Source organism: Bradyrhizobium sp. WSM3983 (assembly GCF_000473045.1).
Classification (GTDB): domain Bacteria; phylum Pseudomonadota; class Alphaproteobacteria; order Rhizobiales; family Xanthobacteraceae; genus Bradyrhizobium.
This window is the reverse complement of sequence record NZ_AXAY01000023.1, coordinates 116915-133473: the sequence shown is the minus strand read 5'-3', so window position 1 is coordinate 133473 and position 16559 is coordinate 116915. Positions and strand designations below refer to the sequence as shown.

Below are 16559 nucleotides of genomic sequence, written 5' to 3'. Positions count from 1 at the left end.
CGAGTCCCCTTGGCATCTTCAAGGCAACAACCCGCACTAATCTGCGTGCACCATCACATCAGCTTGCTCTGGAGTTCTACGTGCCACTGTTTTCCCGCGGATTCGTACGCAGACGCGCTATCTCGCTGGCAACCAGCCTGTCGGTCATGGCGACGTCATTCGCCCTCGCGCAGAATCCAAGGCATGGTTCTGAAGGCCGTCAGGCGAAAGATACCGACGAGCGGCAACTTCTCTTCGCAGCCGATTTTGCGATGAGCAACATGAGCCGCGGCATGCTCATGCCGACAGGCGACATCGATCGCGATTTCATCAACGTGATGGTCTCCCACCATCAGGGTGCCATCGACATCGCGCGCGCGAAGGCCGACCACGGTCACGATGATGCGCTTCGGCAGCTCGCACGCGGATTAGTGAGTCAGCAGCAACAGGATATTTCCTCCTTGCGTCGGGCGCTTCCACCCGCCGGCAATTCGATGCCGTCGTCGGGCGCCGAACTAGCCTCATACACGGCGAAGTGAAGCCGTCTCACCCGAGTTTTTATCCGGAGTGACTCAAGATGTCCGTCCAGACTCACGATGCCCTTGGTCAATTGTTGGCGTATCCCAACTCCACGAGTTCAGCCTCAATTGACAGTGCTCGCCTGTCGGCGCTTTCGCGCCCCGCCGGGAGCGAGTCTAGCGATCAGGTCGTTCAGTCGCTGTTCGAGGCCTTCAGGGTTGCTTCGAACAACAATGACCGTCAGTGCATGGATGCGCTTCGGTTCGCCATCGCGGCCAGGCAGTTTGGCCTACGGCCGGTTGGGGAGCAATCGATCGAGGCCGATCCGGCCGCTATTCGCCGGCGCCCTATCCGGGCGCTGCAGAAATGGCGGCTCAAGCGTGTCATCGACTACATCGACGCCAGCATGTCGTCGAAGATAACTTCGCGCGATCTGGCCGTGGTTGCGGGGCTCAGCCGCATGCACTTCGCGTCTCAGTTCCGTGCCGCGACAGGCCTGCGCCCGCATGAATTCCTGCTGCAGCGGCGTGTCCGGCGGGCCGCAGATTTGATGCGGGATACTTCGATGACGATCATGGAGATCGCGCTCACGGTCGGCTTCCAGACCCAAGCCCACTTTACGACCGTCTTTAAGCGGTTCACGGGCTATACACCCCGCCATTGGCGCGTCGGCAATCACATGCCTCCGCGGACCGGGTTCGAGCCGGCCGCCGCCGAACTCCTGTAACAATCCTACGCGGTCTGCTGATGCGCGCCAATCGACGGCAGCCGGATGCGGCACCGTCGATTTCGACGTGGCTTGCCCTGTGAGATAACAGCGTTGCGGCCACGCAACACGCGTCAGGCCACGGCCTGGTGAACGCCGAACCGTTTTTCGAACTCAGGGACATTCACGATTCCCCGCCGGTGGGTGCCGCCACCGATCTTTCTGTGATCATTCCACGCCTCGATCTCGAAGAGGATGCTCCTTGCGTCAATGCTTTTGACACGCGCAAGCGCACGAACTCGGCCGCCGATCGGCGTCGCCGCCAGGTGCAGGATATCGACGGCCATGCCGACGCTGACATAGCCTGGCGGCAGGGCGGCTGCGACCGCGAGGCCGGCGGCCATTTCCATATGCAATATCATCATCGGGGTCGCGTAGACCTGTGGCATGCCCGGGACAAAATGCCCAACCGTCATGTCGGGAGTGACCACAATCGACACGGCGGCGGCCATGCCGATAATAACATTCGTGCTGGGCTCCATCTGTCTCACCTTTTTCGATCCCATCCTGCCAACTAGGGTCTTCCGCCGCCAACCGCCGGCGTCGCAACCGCGCGAGTCGCGTGTGCAGACCGCAACGGATCGTCAAACAGCGGATGCGGCGCGAACAGCAAAGCAATCAGCAAGCGAACGCCGTCTTCGGTACCGCCGACCGGCAGCGCCAGCATCACGCAGTCCCAGATGCCTCCGTGGACCGCCCAGATGGCACTCTCCGCGGTCGGTCCCCGTGCCGCCATTGCTCTCACGCAGATCCGACGTAACTGGCTGCGGCTCGGCTGCAACAGCTCCGACAAGCACCGGCCTCGCTGGTGACCGCCGCAGAGCATGCCTATCTCCGCGCCCCACCTGGAAATGACGAAGTCGGCTCCGTGGTCGATCACGATGACCTCCGCCAGATTGGCCTCGAATGCGCCAAACTCCGTGAGGTCGGTTTGCGGATCCGCCCAGCGGGCGCCGCGTATGATGACATCGAGCCATTTCTTAATGATCCAGGCTGATGCCTTGTGCAGCTCGTCTAGCATGGTGCTCTAGTCCGGATGCGAGGAATCGTCGTCCGCGGCGCTGGCAGTCGCGCGCTCGATCCGGACTGGAATGCCTTTGGACGACGGCGTGAAGCTGAGCGGATCGTGCGCATAGAGCGGCACCAGCGGATTGGTTTCCGGGTAGTAGGCCGCGCAGCAGCGATTCGGGAACGAGTAGCCGACGACGCGGAAATTGCGCACCCGCCGCTCGATGCCATCGGTCGACACCGTCACCAGATCGACGCGATCGCCGTCCGCGACGCCGCGCTTGTTCATCTCGAACTGGTTGAGGAACACGATGTCGCGCTGGCCGTAAACACCCCGGTAGCGATCGGACATCGAGTACAGAGTGGTATTGTACTGATCATGGCTGCGTATCGTGCTCAGCCAGAGCGTCTCGGGATGATCGTCGTTCGGATCCTCACCAAGGCCCTCGAAGACCAGGAAATTGGCCTTGCCGCTCGGTGTCGCCCAGATGCGCTCCCGCGCGGTCGAAACGAGGTGGAAGCCGCCGGGCTCGCGAATCCGCGCGTTGTACGCCTGGAAGATCGGGAGCACGATCTCGATCGCATCACGAATACGATCGTAGTCGGCGATGAAACCGTCCCAGTCGACCACCGACGAATGTCCCAGGGTCGCCCGCGCCATGCCGGCGACGATTGCGGGCTCGCTCAGGAGATGCTCGGATGCGGGCTGATTGCGCCCTCCGGACGCATGCACCATGGACATTGAGTCCTCCACGGTGATGGATTGTGGCCCGCCCGCCTGGATGTCGATCTCCGTGCGGCCGAGGCATGGCAGGATCAAGGCATCGCGCCCGTGGATCAGGTGACTGCGGTTGAGCTTGGTCGAGATATGGACCGTCAGGTCGAGCCGCCGGAGCGCATCCTGCGTGAGCTGCCAATCGGGAATTGCAGCGGCAAAGTTGCCACCCATCGCGACGAACACCTTGGCTTCACCGCGGATCATCGCTTCGAGCGCCGTGACAACGTTGTGGCCGTGGGCACGGGGCGGCTTGAAACCGAAGCGAAACTCCAGCCGATCGAGAAAGTTGTCGGAAGGCGTCTCGGTGATACCGACGGTCCGGTCCCCCTGCACGTTCGAATGGCCGCGAACCGGACAGATGCCTGCGCCCTCGCGGCCGATATGGCCGCGCAGCAACGCCAGATTGGCGAGTTGCTGAACGTTCTGAGCGCCGCGCCGATGCTGGGTGATGCCCATGCCGTAGACGATGATGGCGCGCTCGGCTTTCATGTAGATCTGCGCGGCATATTCGATGTCTTCGCGGGCGAGTCCCGAATAGCGCTCGATGTCCGCCCATTGCGTTACCCTGAGGTCGCTGACCATCGCCTCGAGCCCGTGCGTGTGGCCGCGAATGAAGTCCCAGTCCAGGATGGCCTGCTCGCCTCTCGCTCGGGCCGCCGCGTCTTGATCGACGAGAACCTTCATGAGGCCCTTGATCACAGCGACGTCGCCACCGACCCGCACCTGGTAGAGCCGCGAGCTGATCTGCGTCGAGCCGAACGTTGCCATCTCCACCGGGCTCTGCGGGGCCTGGAACCGCTCCAGGGCCCGCTCACGGAACGGATTGAACGAGATGATCGGAGCACCGCGGCGCGCGGCATCGCGCAAATTCGTCATCATGCGCGGGCTGTTGGTGCCGGGATTCTGGCCGAAGATGAAGATGCAGTCCGCCTTGTCGAAATCCTCGAGCAGGACCGTTCCCTTGCCGACGCCAATGGACTGCGGCAAGCCGACGCTCGTCGCCTCGTGGCACATGTTGGAGCAATCCGGGAAATTGTTGGTGCCGTATTCCCGGACGAAAAGCTGATACAGAAACGCCGCTTCGTTCGAGGTGCGGCCGGACGTGTAGAACTCCGCCATGTTCGGGTCGGGCAGCGCCTTCAGGTGGCGGCCGATGATCGAGAACGCCTCACTCCAGCTTACGGGAAGGTAGCGGTCGGTTGCACCATCGTAAGCCATCGGATGGGTGAGGCGACCGGCCATCTCGAGATCAAAGTCGCTCCAGGTGGCGAGTTCGGCCACCGTGTGATCGGCGAAGAATTCCGGCGTGCAGCGCCTTGCCGTCGCTTCCCACGCCACGGCCTTCGCACCGTTCTCGCAGAACTCGAACGACGAGGTATGTTTGGGATCGGGCCAGGCACACCCGGGACAGTCGAACCCTTCGGGCTGGTTCATGCATCGGAGCGTAGCCGCTCCCTTGATCGGAATGCGCTGCTCGATCAGGTGTTCGCTCAGGGCCTTGAGCGCGCCCCACCCACCGGCCGGATGATGATAGGGGTGAATTGCCTTCCGTTCCGACATCGCGAGAACCTCTGCAGGTACCGATGCAGAGCAATTGTGATTCCGGCCGCACACTTTCTTTCCAGAATGCCGGATCGTGTCGGCACGACAGAACGGAGGGATGATCGCTGCGATATCGTAGTGCGTTCCGGAAAAGCCGACGTCGTCTCCGGCTTGGGCTCCTTCGGCACCTTCCTAACTTCACGAAGAGAGGCGGCCGCTGTCGGCTCTGGAGACGAATCCTTTTGGAGGTACGATCATGATTTCGAGACGAAACCTGCTGGCTGCCTCGGCAATGGGCGCGGCCATGACGGTGTCCGCGGCGAAGGCCGGATCTTTCGGCAATCCGGACGAGCCGCCCCAGGGCGCCATCAACGCGAAAGGCCCGGGAAATCTGCGCGATCCGGGCCCGCAAAGTCAGATCCTCGGCGATCAGTTTCCCTCCGCCCAGTCTCCTCCGGCAACCGATGTTGGCGACATGCCGACCACCTGGGCCTCCTTCAACAATGCGCCGAAGCGGATCCAGAATGGCGGATGGGCGCGGCAGGTCACGGTCGCCGATTTTGCCATTTCCAAAGAGATCTCCGGCGTCAACATGCGCCTGACCGCCGGCGGCATCCGCGAGTTGCACTGGCACCAGGCTGCCGAGTGGGCCATCATGACATATGGCACTTGCCGCGTGACGGTTCTCGATGCGCATGGTCGCCCCTATGTCGCGGATGTCAAGAAGGGCGATCTCTGGTACTTCCCGCCGGGAGCGCCGCATTCGCTCCAAGGCCTTGGTCCCGACGGATGCGAATTCGTGATCTGTTTCGATGACGGGCACGCGGACGAATTCAACACTTTGCTCGTCTCAGACTGGTTCGCCCACACCCCGCCCGAGATCCTGGCCAAGAACTTCGGCGTTCCGGCGGACACGTTCGCGAAGATCCCGCTGCACAATCTCTGGATCTTCCAAGGCACCGTGCCCGGCGACCTCGCCGCGGATCGCGTCGCCATCCAGAAGGATGCCCCCGTCGCCACTCATCCCTTCATCTTCCCGCTCGGATCCTCCCGTCCGTTCAAATCATCCGATACGGGAAGCATCCAGGTCGCCGACAGCAATAATTTCAAGGTCTCGACCGGAATCGCCGCCGCGCTGGTCACTGTTCGTCCCGGCGGGATCAGGGAGATGCATTGGCACCCCAATGCCGACGAATGGCAGTACTACATCAAGGGCAAGGCGCGCATGACCGTGTTTGACACCGGCCCGAATGCGCTGACGACGGACTTCAATGCCGGCGACATCGGCTATGTCCGGCGTAACCTCGGTCACTATATCGAGAACGTCGGCGACACCGATCTGCAATTCATTGGCGTGTTCCGCTCCCCGCACTACGAAGAGGTTTCCCTCTCAAACTGGCTCGCGCACACGCCGCCGAAACTCGTGGCACAACATCTCAATGTCGACGAGGCCACGATCGAGAGCTGGCCCGACGATGCACCGGGCCTGATGGCGAAGCGATAGACGGGGCGACTGGTCCCCTGAACGCATCGGACGCATCGGTCAGCAGAGCCTGATCAATGTCGTCGCCTTGGCCCGATGACGCAATACGGTCAGATCGCTTTCACGCCGTTGCGCGACCCGGCAATGTTCCGCAGCTCGGACAAAGCTGCCGTGGAGCTCCGCTCATAGTTAACGACTATCGAACCCGATCGCCATCGGGCCGGTATCTATCAATCCATCTGCGCCTCATGGGCTGAAGCGCCGGGATCCGACGCCACAACGATCTCGGACACCTCGAGGAATCCGTCGAGATGGCCCGCGTCGATTCGGCGCGACGCCTGCTCGAGGACACTGACAAGCCGCTGCAGCGCGTCGCCTCGAGCTGCGGGTTCGCAAATCCCGACGTGATGCGCCGGGCCTTCGTGAGGCGGATCGGTACGGGCCCAAGTGAATATCGCGAACGCTTCCGCCGATAACTGACTTTCACCGGGACAACATGGCCAAACCCGTGAGAGCTCCAAACATTACGATCCAGGTGATAAGCAGGTCTATAGGCATGTTCAGCGTTTTCGGCCGGTCCGCTCCAACGCGGGCGGGTTCATCGTTCGCAGTCGGTGTCAGCAGCCCCCGCTACAGGTAGGCTGCGCCGGCGCCATGACCATGCACATTCACGAGAGCGGATCGCTGGACGAGATCTCGCGCTGGTTACGAATGTCCTGCGGGGCCTCCGACCTTGCCTCGGAACACCCGATAACCGATGGCGACATACAGGACCATCAAGGGAAAGACGAAGAGGCCCTCCCCCCAGAACATGAAGGCGAGACTCGCGTGGGGTGCTGCCGCCTGGTCGATCGTGACGGCAAAGGGAATCATGTAAGGCCAGAAGGACAGCGCCAGCGTTCCAAATGCCGTGCCAAAGATGACGGCGACAGCGGCGAACGGCCAGCGATCATTGCGATGCAGGATGCTGCTTGCGAGCACAGCAGCGGCCACCGCGCCGATCGCGGGAAAGATGAAGAGATAGGGGCGGTCGAGCCAGCGATGCATGATCGGCAGGTTCTCGATCAATGCGTGGGCAAACACGGCAATGAGAAACATCATGACTGCAACCGCCAGCACCGGAATTTGGCGGCGCGCCGTGTCGCGAACGCTCGACTGGCACTTTTGCACCAGCCAGGTGGCTCCCAGAAGCGCATAGCCAAGACACAACCCGATGCCGCAAAGCACGGAAAACGAGTTCAGCCAACCGAAAACGCCCCCGGCGTAGACGCCGTCGGTGAACTTCAGGCCCTGCACCAGGGCGCCGATCGTCACGCCCTGCATGAAGCTCGCCGCGAGCGAGCCGGCCACGAAGCTCGCGTCCCAAATCCAGCGGAACCGCGCCGCCCGGTGGCGGAATTCGAAGGCAACACCGCGCAGGATCAGTCCAAGCAGCATGATGATGACCGGCAAATAGAACGCCGACAGCAGCGTGGCATAGACGATCGGGAACGCGCCCCACAGGATCACGCCGGCGACGACGAGCCAGGTTTCATTGCCATCCCAGACCGGCGCTACGGTGTCGAGCATCGTGTCGCGATCCGCCTCGCTACCAGCGATCCCAAACAACATGCCAACGCCCAGATCGAATCCGTCTAGTAGGAGATAGATCATGATGCTGATGGCGAGAAGTGCAACCCAGAACAAGACCATCGCTATTCTCCTGCAGTCCGGTAACCTGACTGAATAAGGTCCTGGTCGGCGAGCGACATCGGACGATTTGGCGAGGCGCCATGCGGTGGCGTGGCGACAAGGCGGGTCGGACCGGCGCGCAGGAGCCGGTAGATGTAGAATGTGCCGAAGGAGAAGATGAAGAGATAAACCGCTCCGAACAGCACGAGCGAGGTCATCGCGGCCGGGGCCGTCAGGAACGGCGTCACGGCATCCGCGGTCCGCAATAATCCGTAAATCGCCCAGGGCTGTCGTCCCACCTCGGCAACATACCAGCCGGTCAGGATAGCGATGAACGGAAGCGGAAAGCTGAGGAAGATTGCCCAAAGCATGGCACGGTTTCTGCGCAATCGCCGCTTGATGCTCAGATAGGACCCAAACCAAGCGAGCGCGAGCATGATCAGCCCGCAGCCGACCATGATGCGGAACGTGACGAACGGGATCAGCACCGGCGGGCGATCCTGCGGCGCGAAATCGGCCAAACCCACTTCTTTCGAGGTCAGGCTCGAGCTGGCGATGAGGCTTCCGAGGATCGGCACCTTGATTTCGTATTTGTTGCTCTCGGTCGCCGGATCCGGAATGCCGATCAGCACCTCGCTCGCGGGCTGCTCGTCGTGCCAGCGCCCCTCGATGGCCGCGAACTTTGCCGGCTGGTAGTCGTGAACGTAGTCGCCGACCAGATGGCCGAACAGGAGCTGGAGGGGGATGACAAGCGCTGCGAGGAACAGTCCCATCCGCAACATCACCCTTGACTCCGCGTAGTTGTCGCCGCGCAACACGTACCATGCGCCGGTCGCGGCGACACAGAATGCACCGGTGAGATAAGCGGCCAGCAGCATGTGGGGAAAGCGCGACCATACGACCGAATTGAAGATGATCTTGGCCCAGTCGTCCGGTACGAAGTCGCCGTTCTGGATCACATAGCCGACCGGTACCTGCATCCAACTGTTGTTGGTCATGATCCAGAAGGCGGACAATGTGGTCCCGAGCGACACCATCGCGGTAGAGAAAAGATAGAACCACGGCGGCACCCGCTTGCGTCCGAACACGAGGACTCCGAAGAAGCTGGCCTCTAGCATGAACGCCGTGAACGTCTCGTAGGACAGCAACGGCCCCTGGATCGGCCCGGACATCTTGGCCAGGACGCTCCAGTTCGTCCCGAACTGGAATCCCATAACCACGCCCGAGACGACGCCCATGCCGAAGGCGACGCCGAAGATCTTGAGCCAGAATTCGAATAGTGCCTGATGGACCGGACGTCCCGTTCGCATGTGCATTGCTTCGAGGACTGTCAGCCAGGCCGCAAGACCGATCGTGAAGGCCGGGAAGATGATGTGAAACGAAATGGTGAAGCCGAACTGTATCCGCGACAGCAGAAGCGCCGTTGCATCCATGTGAGCCATCCTTCCCCTCACGGGCCTCGCGTTGATCGCTTTCGTGCAGATGGGGATCGCTCCAAGACCCTCTTTTCCGGAGCGAATGGATTTTGCGCATTTGCACGCGCAGACTTCACGTGGCGATGGTCGGACAATCCGAGAAGACGAGGCGGTCGGGGTGGGTGAAGATCTCATATCCATCCGCGCGGGCAACTGCGATCAGCGTGATGCCAGCCCGATCGGCCGTCTCGATCGCGAGCGAGGTCGGCGCCGAGACCGCGACGAGGACCGGAGCGCCGATTCGCGCGGTCTTTTGAACCATCTCGACCGACACGCGGCTCGTCAGGAGGATCGCACCGCCTGTCCGGGCTAAGTTCTCCCGCATGAGCGCACCGGCGAGCTTGTCGAGCGCGTTGTGACGGCCGACATCCTCCCGCACCAGTGCTATGCCCTTCTGCGGTTGCCAGAAGGCCGCGGCGTGCACGCCACGTGTCTTCTCATTGAGCTCCTGCAAGGGTGCGAGCGCGCTCATGGCATGCAACAGGTCGCGCGAGCGAAGGGTCACCATGCTTGATACACGCGGTGGCGCCGGACAGGCCTGCTCCAGGCTTTCGATCCCGCACAATCCGCAGCCAACCGGGCCGGTCATGGCCCGGCGACGCGCGGTGAGCGCGTCCGCCCGACATCCGTCGAGCCACATCTGGACCTCGATCCCGAGGCTGCCCTGCACGATCTCGATGCTGGTAATCTCGTCCACGTGCTGGATAATCCCTTCGGTCAGGGCAAAACCAAATCCGAAATCCTCCAGGTCGGCCGGCGTAGCCATCATCACCGCGTTGGTGGATCCCCCGAAAGTCAGAGCAATCGCCCTCTCTTCGGCCACACATCTCGATGAAAGTGTCGGGTTTCCACCACGCCATAGCAGCTTTGCGCGCTGCTGAAGCGAACCATTGGGAATCATTGCGGCTCCTTGCTGGTAGCGTCCTCGCTCAGATAGGCTCGCCTTCCGACAGATGTCTTCGCGCCGCGGCCGCTTTTTCTTGATTGCACGGCAGGCACGAAAGGTTTGTCCTGCTTCGTGCGAACTCGAAAAATCATTCGACGCTGGACGACGACATTGGAGGCAGGCCGACAGGGCCGGACCGATCGCCCGTCTGGGCGCAAGAACAGCAAACTCACGGAGCGCACGAGCATGACGAAGCCGGAAAGCACTGCCCTCACCGGTCGATCACCGATCGTGGTGCGCAGACGACCTATTCACCAGATGCTGGTGCCATTTCCGGTGGCCTACTTCGCGGCGGCATTCGTGACCGACCTGGCATATTGGCGGACCGCAGAGGTGATGTGGTACCGGTTCTCCGTCTGGCTGATCGCGGCGGGGTTGATCATGGGCGCGTTCGTCGCGTTGGCCGCGGTGATCGATCTCTTTCGTCGCCAGCGACCGGCATGGATCCGCGCACTTGCCTATGCGTCGGGGGTCGTATTGTCCATTTTCAATGTCCTGATTCACAGCCGCGATGGCTACACCGCGATCGTCCCGACGGGGCTGACTCTCTCGGGCGTCGTCCTCGTTCTGCTGCTTGTCGCAATCTTCCCGGGCTGGGCGCTGACCAACCGCTATCGCATCGGAGCAAAGGCATGATTGACGTGAAGACGAGCCTGCCGCGCGTTGCGGCCATCATGGCCGCAGTCGCAGGGCTGGGTCTGGCCGGCTGTAATGACATCGGAGGTGACCCGAAGCTGCAGATCGGCGCCAATCCGGTGCTGCCGGCGCTGCATCAATATCTGTTGCCACCGATCCGGATTGCGACCCCGGTAGTGTGGGGCTCCGAAACGCCCAAGGTGCAGCAGGGGCTGCAGGTCCATGCACTTGCTACAGGATTCCAGCATCCGAGATCGGTGTACGCCCTGCCGAACGGCGACGTGCTGGTCGTCGAGAGCAATGGTCCCAAGCCGCCGATCTTCCGTCCCAAGGATCTGGTCACCGGCGTGGTGCAGTGGTTCGCCGGCGCCAAGGCAAAAGATGCAAACCGGATTACGCTGCTCCGCGACACCAACGGCGATGGCATTCCCGACCTGCGAACGGTGTTTCTGGATCACCTCAATTCTCCGTTCGGCATAGCGCTGGTCGGCCACGATCTCTATGTCGCGAACACGGATGCGATCATGCGCTATCAGTATCAGGACGGACAGACCAGCATTACCACTGAGGGCACCAAGCTGACCGATCTGCCGGGCGGCCCGATCGATCATCATTGGACCAAGAGCCTTCTTGCAAGCCCCGACGGATCCAAGCTCTACGTCGGTGTCGGCTCGAACAGCAATATCGCGGAAAACGGCCTTCAGGCCGAGTATGAGCGCGCCGCCATCTGGGAAGTTGACCGCGCGACCGGCGCACATCGCATCTTCGCCAGCGGCTTGCGCAACCCGACAGGCCTGCAGCGGGAGCCGATCACCGGCAAGCTCTGGGCGATCGCTAACGAACGCGATGAGATCGGTCCCGACCTGGTGCCGGACTATCTCACCTCCGTGCAGGACGGCGGCTTTTACGGATGGCCCTACAGCTATTACGGCCGGCATCTCGATCCTCGCGTTCAACCGCAACGGCCCGATCTCGTGGCCAGGGCGACCGTGCCCGACTACGCGCTCAGCTCACACGTGGCTCCTCTGGGATTCGTCATGTCCGCCGGCCATGGCCTGCCCGCGAAGTACGAAAGCGGCGCCTTCGTCGGAGAGCACGGCAGCTGGGATCGAACACCGCTCAACGGCTATAAGGTGGTCTTCGTACCCTTCAAGGACGGAAAGCCGTCCGGGCCTGCGCAGGATGTCGTCACCGGCTTTCTTGACGCGGACAACCACACCCACGGCAGACCGGTCGGCCTTGCCGTCGACCGGACCGGCGCGCTGCTCATTGCTGATGACGTCGGCAACACGGTGTGGCGCGTCTCGTCGACCAGCGCTGCTGCAAAGCCGGCCTCGTAGCGAGCGACTGGGCGAGCCCGGACTGCCGGGCCCGCTCTTCCTTTCTCGGTCTGCCATTCGGAACAGCCGCCATGAACCTTGCTCCGTTCTCCGCCGTGTCGAAAAGTTCGTTGGCGCTCGGTCTGCTGTCAGCGTCCATTGTGATCCTGCTAACAGCCGCCTTTGTGCGCCTGCCCGGAGCTCATGCCGGTGCTGCGAGCACCTCCCCCACGCAACCGGTGACATATCTGCCGAGCATCAGCGATCTGATGATCGGCACGATTCAGCCTCGGCACGAGCGGATATGGCGCGCCGAGCAGTCCGGTGACTGGGATTTTGCCGATTACGAGCTGGGCAATCTCCGCGGAGCGTTCGGTCGGCTCGGACGCGCGCATCCGGTCGCAGAGAACACTCCGTTTCCCGAGATGATCGAGTCCGTCACCGGACAACCGCTCGAGGCACTGAAGGGTGCGATCGACCGAAAAGACAATGCGGAGTTTGGCAGGGCCTATGACGCGCTCAGCGATGCCTGCAATTCCTGCCACCAGGCGCTGAATCACGGCACGGTGGTGATTGGCCGCCCAGCCGGCGCGTCTCAACCTGACCTGATCTTCGAGAAAGCTGCACCGTAGCGCCACGTCTTCCCGGATGCTCGATCATCTTGGCGGCAGGTTCGGTCCGTTTGCCTTGTCCGGACAGACGACCTCGATCCGGCCTCCGGAACCGGGATGGATGACCAGCCGGAAGCCATGCAGCTTTACGATGGCCGTCACCAGGCTAAGTCCGAGCCCGACACCCGGCGTATTGCGCATCTTGTCGGAGCGATAGAATCGCCGCAGCACGGCTTCACGCTCCTGTTCGCCGACGCCCGGTCCCGTGTCGGTGACGCACACGGTGGTCTCCTGATCGCTCCGCAAGAGCTCCAGGCCGACCTTCCCGCCGGCCGGCGTGAACTTGATCGCGTTGTCGACGAGATTCGCCACAGCCTCGAATAGAAGATCCCGGTCCCCCCAGACGTGCAGCTTGCGGTCGATATCCACGCCAAGCTCGATGCTTTTGTCTTCAGCGATCGGCTCGTAGACGTCACACACCTCCCGCAGGATTTCATGAAGCGCAACGTTGCCGAACCCGGCCGAACGCCGGCTATTCTCAATCTCCGTCAGTCGCAGGAGAGCGGTGATGATCGCGAGGGACTGATCAATGCCTCCGATCGCCTTGTCCGTAACCACCTGAAGCTGTTCCAGGGTGGTGGCATGGGTGCGCCCGCGCTCCAGAGACAAACGGGCACGCGTCAGCGGAGTTCGCAGATCGTGCGCGATGTCGTTACCGACGCCGGCGAGCGCGTTGATCATCGCCTCCATCTCATCGAGCATGCCATTCACGATCGCAGCGAGTCTGGAGAACGGATCGTCTACTTTTCGATCGGGGAGACGCTCACTAAGGTCGCCGGCGATGATGCGCTGAACCCGCTCATTGACCTCCTCGACGCGCCTTTGCGCGCGCACGCTCAGCCAGACGCCCGCCAACAGGCAAAGGCAGAGCGTCGGCAGCAGCCCCAGTGCGAGGGCCTGGCCCACGACGGTCGAAATCTCGCGGGTCTCGTCGACATTGCGTCCAAGCAGGAGGACATCGCCATTGTCCAGATGCCGGCCGACAGCCCGGATCAGCGGATCGCCACTCGGCGATTGGCCAATTCGCGAAGCCTTCGCAGCTTGCGCCCCGCCATCGATCCTGAAGCCGTGCGGCACCTCCCTGAGATTGCCCGCAAGCCGATTGCCGGCAGGATCGAACAATCCCGCATACTGCACGCCACGGGAGTCCTGGCCAAGATGGTCCGCAATCGCATCAGCGCGCCGATCGCGCGGCAGGGCGGCCATGAAATTGAGCTGTTGGGCGATCATCCGATCGGAACGCGAGATCAGATAACCGTCGATCTTCCAGTAGATAAAGCCGAATATCGCGATCATGAAGATGGCGAAGACGACGGCCACAGCCGTAGCCCACCGGAAGGTATTTGAGCGTATGAGCTGGCGCATCGATCTGGCCGGTTGCTGTTGCTACGTCGTCCAATCGCCGGGTCACGGCGCCGGTCCTTCTATTGCTGCGCCCGCAGAATGAAACCGGAGCCCCGGACATTGTGGATCATCTGCACTTCACCGGGACCGTCGACCTTGTGCCGCAAACGTCCCATGTGCACATCGACCAGATTGGTCGTCGCCGGAACGAACTTGTAGCTCCAGACCTCTTCGAGCAGCATTGCGCGGGTCAGCAGTTGATCGCTACGCCGCATCATGTATTCAAGGAGGCGGAATTCACGCGGCAACAAATCGATCTCACGCTCGCCGCGCCGGGCGGTGCGCTCGATCAGGTCGAGCTCAAGCGCGCCGACGCGCAGGCTCGTCCCGCGGCTGTCAGCCGGACGACGAAGCAGAGCTTCTATTCTCGCGATGAGCTCCACGATGGCAAACGGCTTCGTCAGATAGTCGTCTCCGCCGCTGCGCAGGCCGCGCACCCGATCATCGACGGCACCGAGCGCGCTCAGCACCAAGACCGGGGTACCCACCTGCTCCTTGCGCAGCGCCTCGATGATCGTCAGACCGTCCATGCCGGGCAACATGCGATCCACGATCAGAACATCGGGATCCAGCGCGCGGGCCTTGTCGAGGCCATCGATTCCGTTCGATGCCCACTTGACATCGAACCCGAGCTCGCTCAGTTCGGCCAGGATCTCCTCGGCCGTTCCGGCGTCGTCTTCGATCAGAAGAACCTTCATCATCAACTCGATCTCAGGTGTGCCAAATTGCCCGGCCGGCCGGTGGGAAATCATATGCTGGCTTGTTGGCAAAGTCATAAGCCACCGTTCGATAGCCGAGTTGGAATAAGCCGGGCTGCGCTATCCCGTTCGTTGGCCTGGCGCCGTCCACTTCGGATCAGCACGCCGCCTTGGCAAAGCGCGGCAGGGCCCTCGGCCAAAGACATAAACTCTCCGCCCGGGCGCTGCCATTAAATAGCATTTTAGGGAGCTTAGCGGACCGGAAACCAGCCGGCACATGCCTGCCCGACGCCGCACGGCTCCGCCGAAAGACCCCTCGCCCCGCAACACTGAATCCGATTTTAGACGACATCGGCCAGGGGGCTTCTTACTTTTTTCGTTGAGCGAACGAGGGAGCGAGCCGCCATGCTGGACACCGCCGACGACCGGAGCACGAATGGCAATCTGTTGGGTGATCCGCGGATGTCGGCCAAGGTCGGATTCGTCGGGCTCGGCCTGATGGGGACCGCCATGGCAGCCAATCTCGCCGCGGACGGTCACAACGTATGCGCCTTTGTGCGCCGGCCGGAGCGCATCGGCGACCTTCAGGCTCTCGGCATAGCGGTCACGACCCGCCGGCCGGACCTGTTCGACAGCGACATCATCATCACCATGCTGCCCGATGACGCTGCGGTGCGGAACGTCTTGTTTGGTAAATTCGGATTATCGGATTCGCTGCGACCCGGGGCGGTCCATCTGTCGATGAGTACCATCAGCACCGCGGCCTCGACCGAGTTTCTGCTCGAGCATGAGCGTCGCGGGCAAGGCTATGTTGCAGCCCCCGTGTTCGGCAACCCCGACGCCGCGAGAGCCCGCCAGCTCGCCGTCATCGTGGCCGGCGACCCGGCGTCCTGCGAACGTTGCCGGCTGGTGACGGATTCCCTGGGACAGACCTTCGTCATCGGCACGGATCCCGCGCAGGCCAATCTGATCAAGCTGCTCGGCAACATGATGACCGCGACAACGCTTGAGGTCCTCGGAGAAATCGTGACCGTGCTGCGAAAGCGAGGACAGGACCCGCAACAGTTCGTGGACATCATGACCGGCACGATGTTCGACAGCCGGGTTCACAGAAATTATGGTCGGCGGCTCATCGCGCAGAACTATCAGCCCGGGCTGACCATGCCGCTGGCGCTCAAGGACGTGCGACTGGCTCTCGCGGAGGCGGAACTGGCCAGTGCGCCTATGCCATCGGTCGGTGTCGTTCGCGACCGCTTGATCACGGGTATTGCTCGCGGCCACGGCGGGCTCGACTGGACGGCGCTGGGGATGGTGTCTTCGGAGGAAGCCGGGCTGTAGGCGCGCCGGTTCGCGCGGCGACGTCGTGCGCTTGCCAAGAACCTGCCTCGTGCCGCCACGCTCAATCTCGCCCCGCGCGGATAGCGGGCTCAATGATCCTGCCCTCTGTGCTCCCTTGCGCGGCCACTCGAATGCTCGCGCGCTGCTGTCCCTTCAATCGAACGACGTCTTCGAGACGCGGCCGCACGGGGACGCTGATGCGATTCCGTTTCTGCTACTCCGCAGGTCACGCTCGCTTGAATGCGTGTGAGCGTTTCGTGCGTTTGGCTCATCCGTGATCCGTCCCACTTGCTCGGACGGGCCACGCTTTCACCCGGCCTACTGCT

Annotated in this window: 15 protein-coding genes and 1 pseudogene; 8 read left to right on the top strand and 8 right to left on the bottom strand. The window is 62.3% G+C overall.

All coding sequences use genetic code 11. From position 1 onward, the window contains the following. Positions 1 to 80: 80 nt before the first annotated feature. Complete coding sequence (locus tag YUA_RS0127500) at positions 81 to 518, top strand: DUF305 domain-containing protein (protein ID WP_198029511.1); 438 nt, start codon at positions 81 to 83, stop codon at positions 516 to 518. 38 nt (positions 519 to 556) lie between these two features. Beyond that, the gene (locus tag YUA_RS47090) at positions 557 to 1225 is read left to right on the top strand and encodes a helix-turn-helix domain-containing protein (protein ID WP_051383401.1); all 669 of its coding nucleotides are present in this window, start codon (positions 557 to 559) and stop codon (positions 1223 to 1225) included. A 113-nt stretch (positions 1226 to 1338) separates the two neighbouring features. Here YUA_RS47090 and YUA_RS0127490 read toward each other — a convergent pair whose 3' ends face one another. The 3 genes from YUA_RS0127490 to YUA_RS45190 are packed head-to-tail and all read right to left on the bottom strand — an operon-like array spanning position 1339 to position 4610. Beyond that, complete coding sequence (locus YUA_RS0127490) at positions 1339 to 1746, bottom strand: thioesterase family protein (RefSeq protein WP_027533591.1); 408 nt, start codon at positions 1744 to 1746, stop codon at positions 1339 to 1341. Positions 1747 to 1778: 32 nt separating this feature from the next. After that, positions 1779 to 2285, bottom strand: coding sequence for a hypothetical protein (locus YUA_RS0127485; protein WP_027533590.1), 507 nt, complete (start codon positions 2283 to 2285; stop codon positions 1779 to 1781). Positions 2286 to 2291: 6 nt separating this feature from the next. Further along, a complete protein-coding gene (locus YUA_RS45190; protein ID WP_035971972.1) occupies positions 2292 to 4610 on the bottom strand; it encodes an FdhF/YdeP family oxidoreductase in 2319 nt (772 codons plus the stop codon). A 238-nt stretch (positions 4611 to 4848) separates the two neighbouring features. Between YUA_RS45190 and YUA_RS0127475 the strand changes: the two genes are divergently transcribed. Continuing rightward, a complete protein-coding gene (locus tag YUA_RS0127475; protein ID WP_027533589.1) occupies positions 4849 to 6096 on the top strand; it encodes a cupin domain-containing protein in 1248 nt (415 codons plus the stop codon). Between the two features lie 290 nt (positions 6097 to 6386). Continuing rightward, positions 6387 to 6551, top strand: a complete 165-nt coding sequence (locus YUA_RS48735; protein ID WP_084292899.1) for a helix-turn-helix domain-containing protein — start codon at positions 6387 to 6389, stop codon at positions 6549 to 6551. A 229-nt stretch (positions 6552 to 6780) separates the two neighbouring features. Here YUA_RS48735 and cydB read toward each other — a convergent pair whose 3' ends face one another. The 3 genes from cydB to fdhD all read right to left on the bottom strand — a co-directional run bounded on the left by cydB (position 6781) and on the right by fdhD (position 10044). Continuing rightward, positions 6781 to 7767 carry a cytochrome d ubiquinol oxidase subunit II gene (gene cydB, locus YUA_RS0127460; RefSeq protein WP_027533588.1) on the bottom strand — a complete coding sequence of 329 codons (987 nt, stop codon included), beginning with the start codon at positions 7765 to 7767 and terminating at the stop codon, positions 6781 to 6783. A gap of 2 nt (positions 7768 to 7769) precedes the next feature. After that, positions 7770 to 9179: a cytochrome ubiquinol oxidase subunit I gene (locus YUA_RS0127455; protein WP_027533587.1), complete on the bottom strand. Its 1410-nt coding sequence runs from the start codon at positions 9177 to 9179 to the stop codon at positions 7770 to 7772. A 115-nt stretch (positions 9180 to 9294) separates the two neighbouring features. Continuing rightward, positions 9295 to 10044 carry a formate dehydrogenase accessory sulfurtransferase FdhD gene (gene fdhD / locus YUA_RS0127450; RefSeq protein ID WP_245285272.1) on the bottom strand — a complete coding sequence of 250 codons (750 nt, stop codon included), beginning with the start codon at positions 10042 to 10044 and terminating at the stop codon, positions 9295 to 9297. A 309-nt stretch (positions 10045 to 10353) separates the two neighbouring features. Here fdhD and YUA_RS0127445 point away from each other — a divergent pair, with 309 nt between their 5' ends. Genes YUA_RS0127445 through YUA_RS51900 form a run of 3 tightly spaced genes read left to right on the top strand, consistent with a single transcriptional unit; the run spans position 10354 to position 12754 of the window. Continuing rightward, the gene (locus tag YUA_RS0127445; RefSeq protein WP_027533585.1) at positions 10354 to 10803 is read left to right on the top strand and encodes a DUF2231 domain-containing protein; all 450 of its coding nucleotides are present in this window, start codon (positions 10354 to 10356) and stop codon (positions 10801 to 10803) included. Next, positions 10800 to 12143, top strand: a complete 1344-nt coding sequence (locus YUA_RS0127440) for a sorbosone dehydrogenase family protein (RefSeq protein ID WP_051383400.1) — start codon at positions 10800 to 10802, stop codon at positions 12141 to 12143. The genes YUA_RS0127445 and YUA_RS0127440 overlap by 4 nt, the downstream gene beginning before the upstream one ends. Continuing rightward, entirely contained in the window at positions 12098 to 12754 is a 657-nt protein-coding gene (locus YUA_RS51900; RefSeq protein ID WP_245285271.1) for a cytochrome family protein, read from the top strand. The genes YUA_RS0127440 and YUA_RS51900 overlap by 46 nt, the downstream gene beginning before the upstream one ends. Positions 12755 to 12820: 66 nt before the next feature. On the opposite strand, the pseudogene YUA_RS52735 reads toward YUA_RS51900, so the two are convergent. Both YUA_RS52735 and YUA_RS0127425 read right to left on the bottom strand, forming a co-directional pair. Continuing rightward, positions 12821 to 14158 (bottom strand): annotated as a pseudogene (locus YUA_RS52735) (sensor histidine kinase); the annotation flags it as partial. 59 nt (positions 14159 to 14217) lie between these two features. Beyond that, a complete protein-coding gene (locus YUA_RS0127425) occupies positions 14218 to 14898 on the bottom strand; it encodes a response regulator transcription factor (protein ID WP_027533582.1) in 681 nt (226 codons plus the stop codon). 402 nt (positions 14899 to 15300) lie between these two features. Here YUA_RS0127425 and YUA_RS0127420 point away from each other — a divergent pair, with 402 nt between their 5' ends. After that, positions 15301 to 16233 carry an NAD(P)-dependent oxidoreductase gene (locus tag YUA_RS0127420; RefSeq protein ID WP_051383399.1) on the top strand — a complete coding sequence of 311 codons (933 nt, stop codon included), beginning with the start codon at positions 15301 to 15303 and terminating at the stop codon, positions 16231 to 16233. The last annotated feature ends 326 nt before the right edge of the window (positions 16234 to 16559 follow it).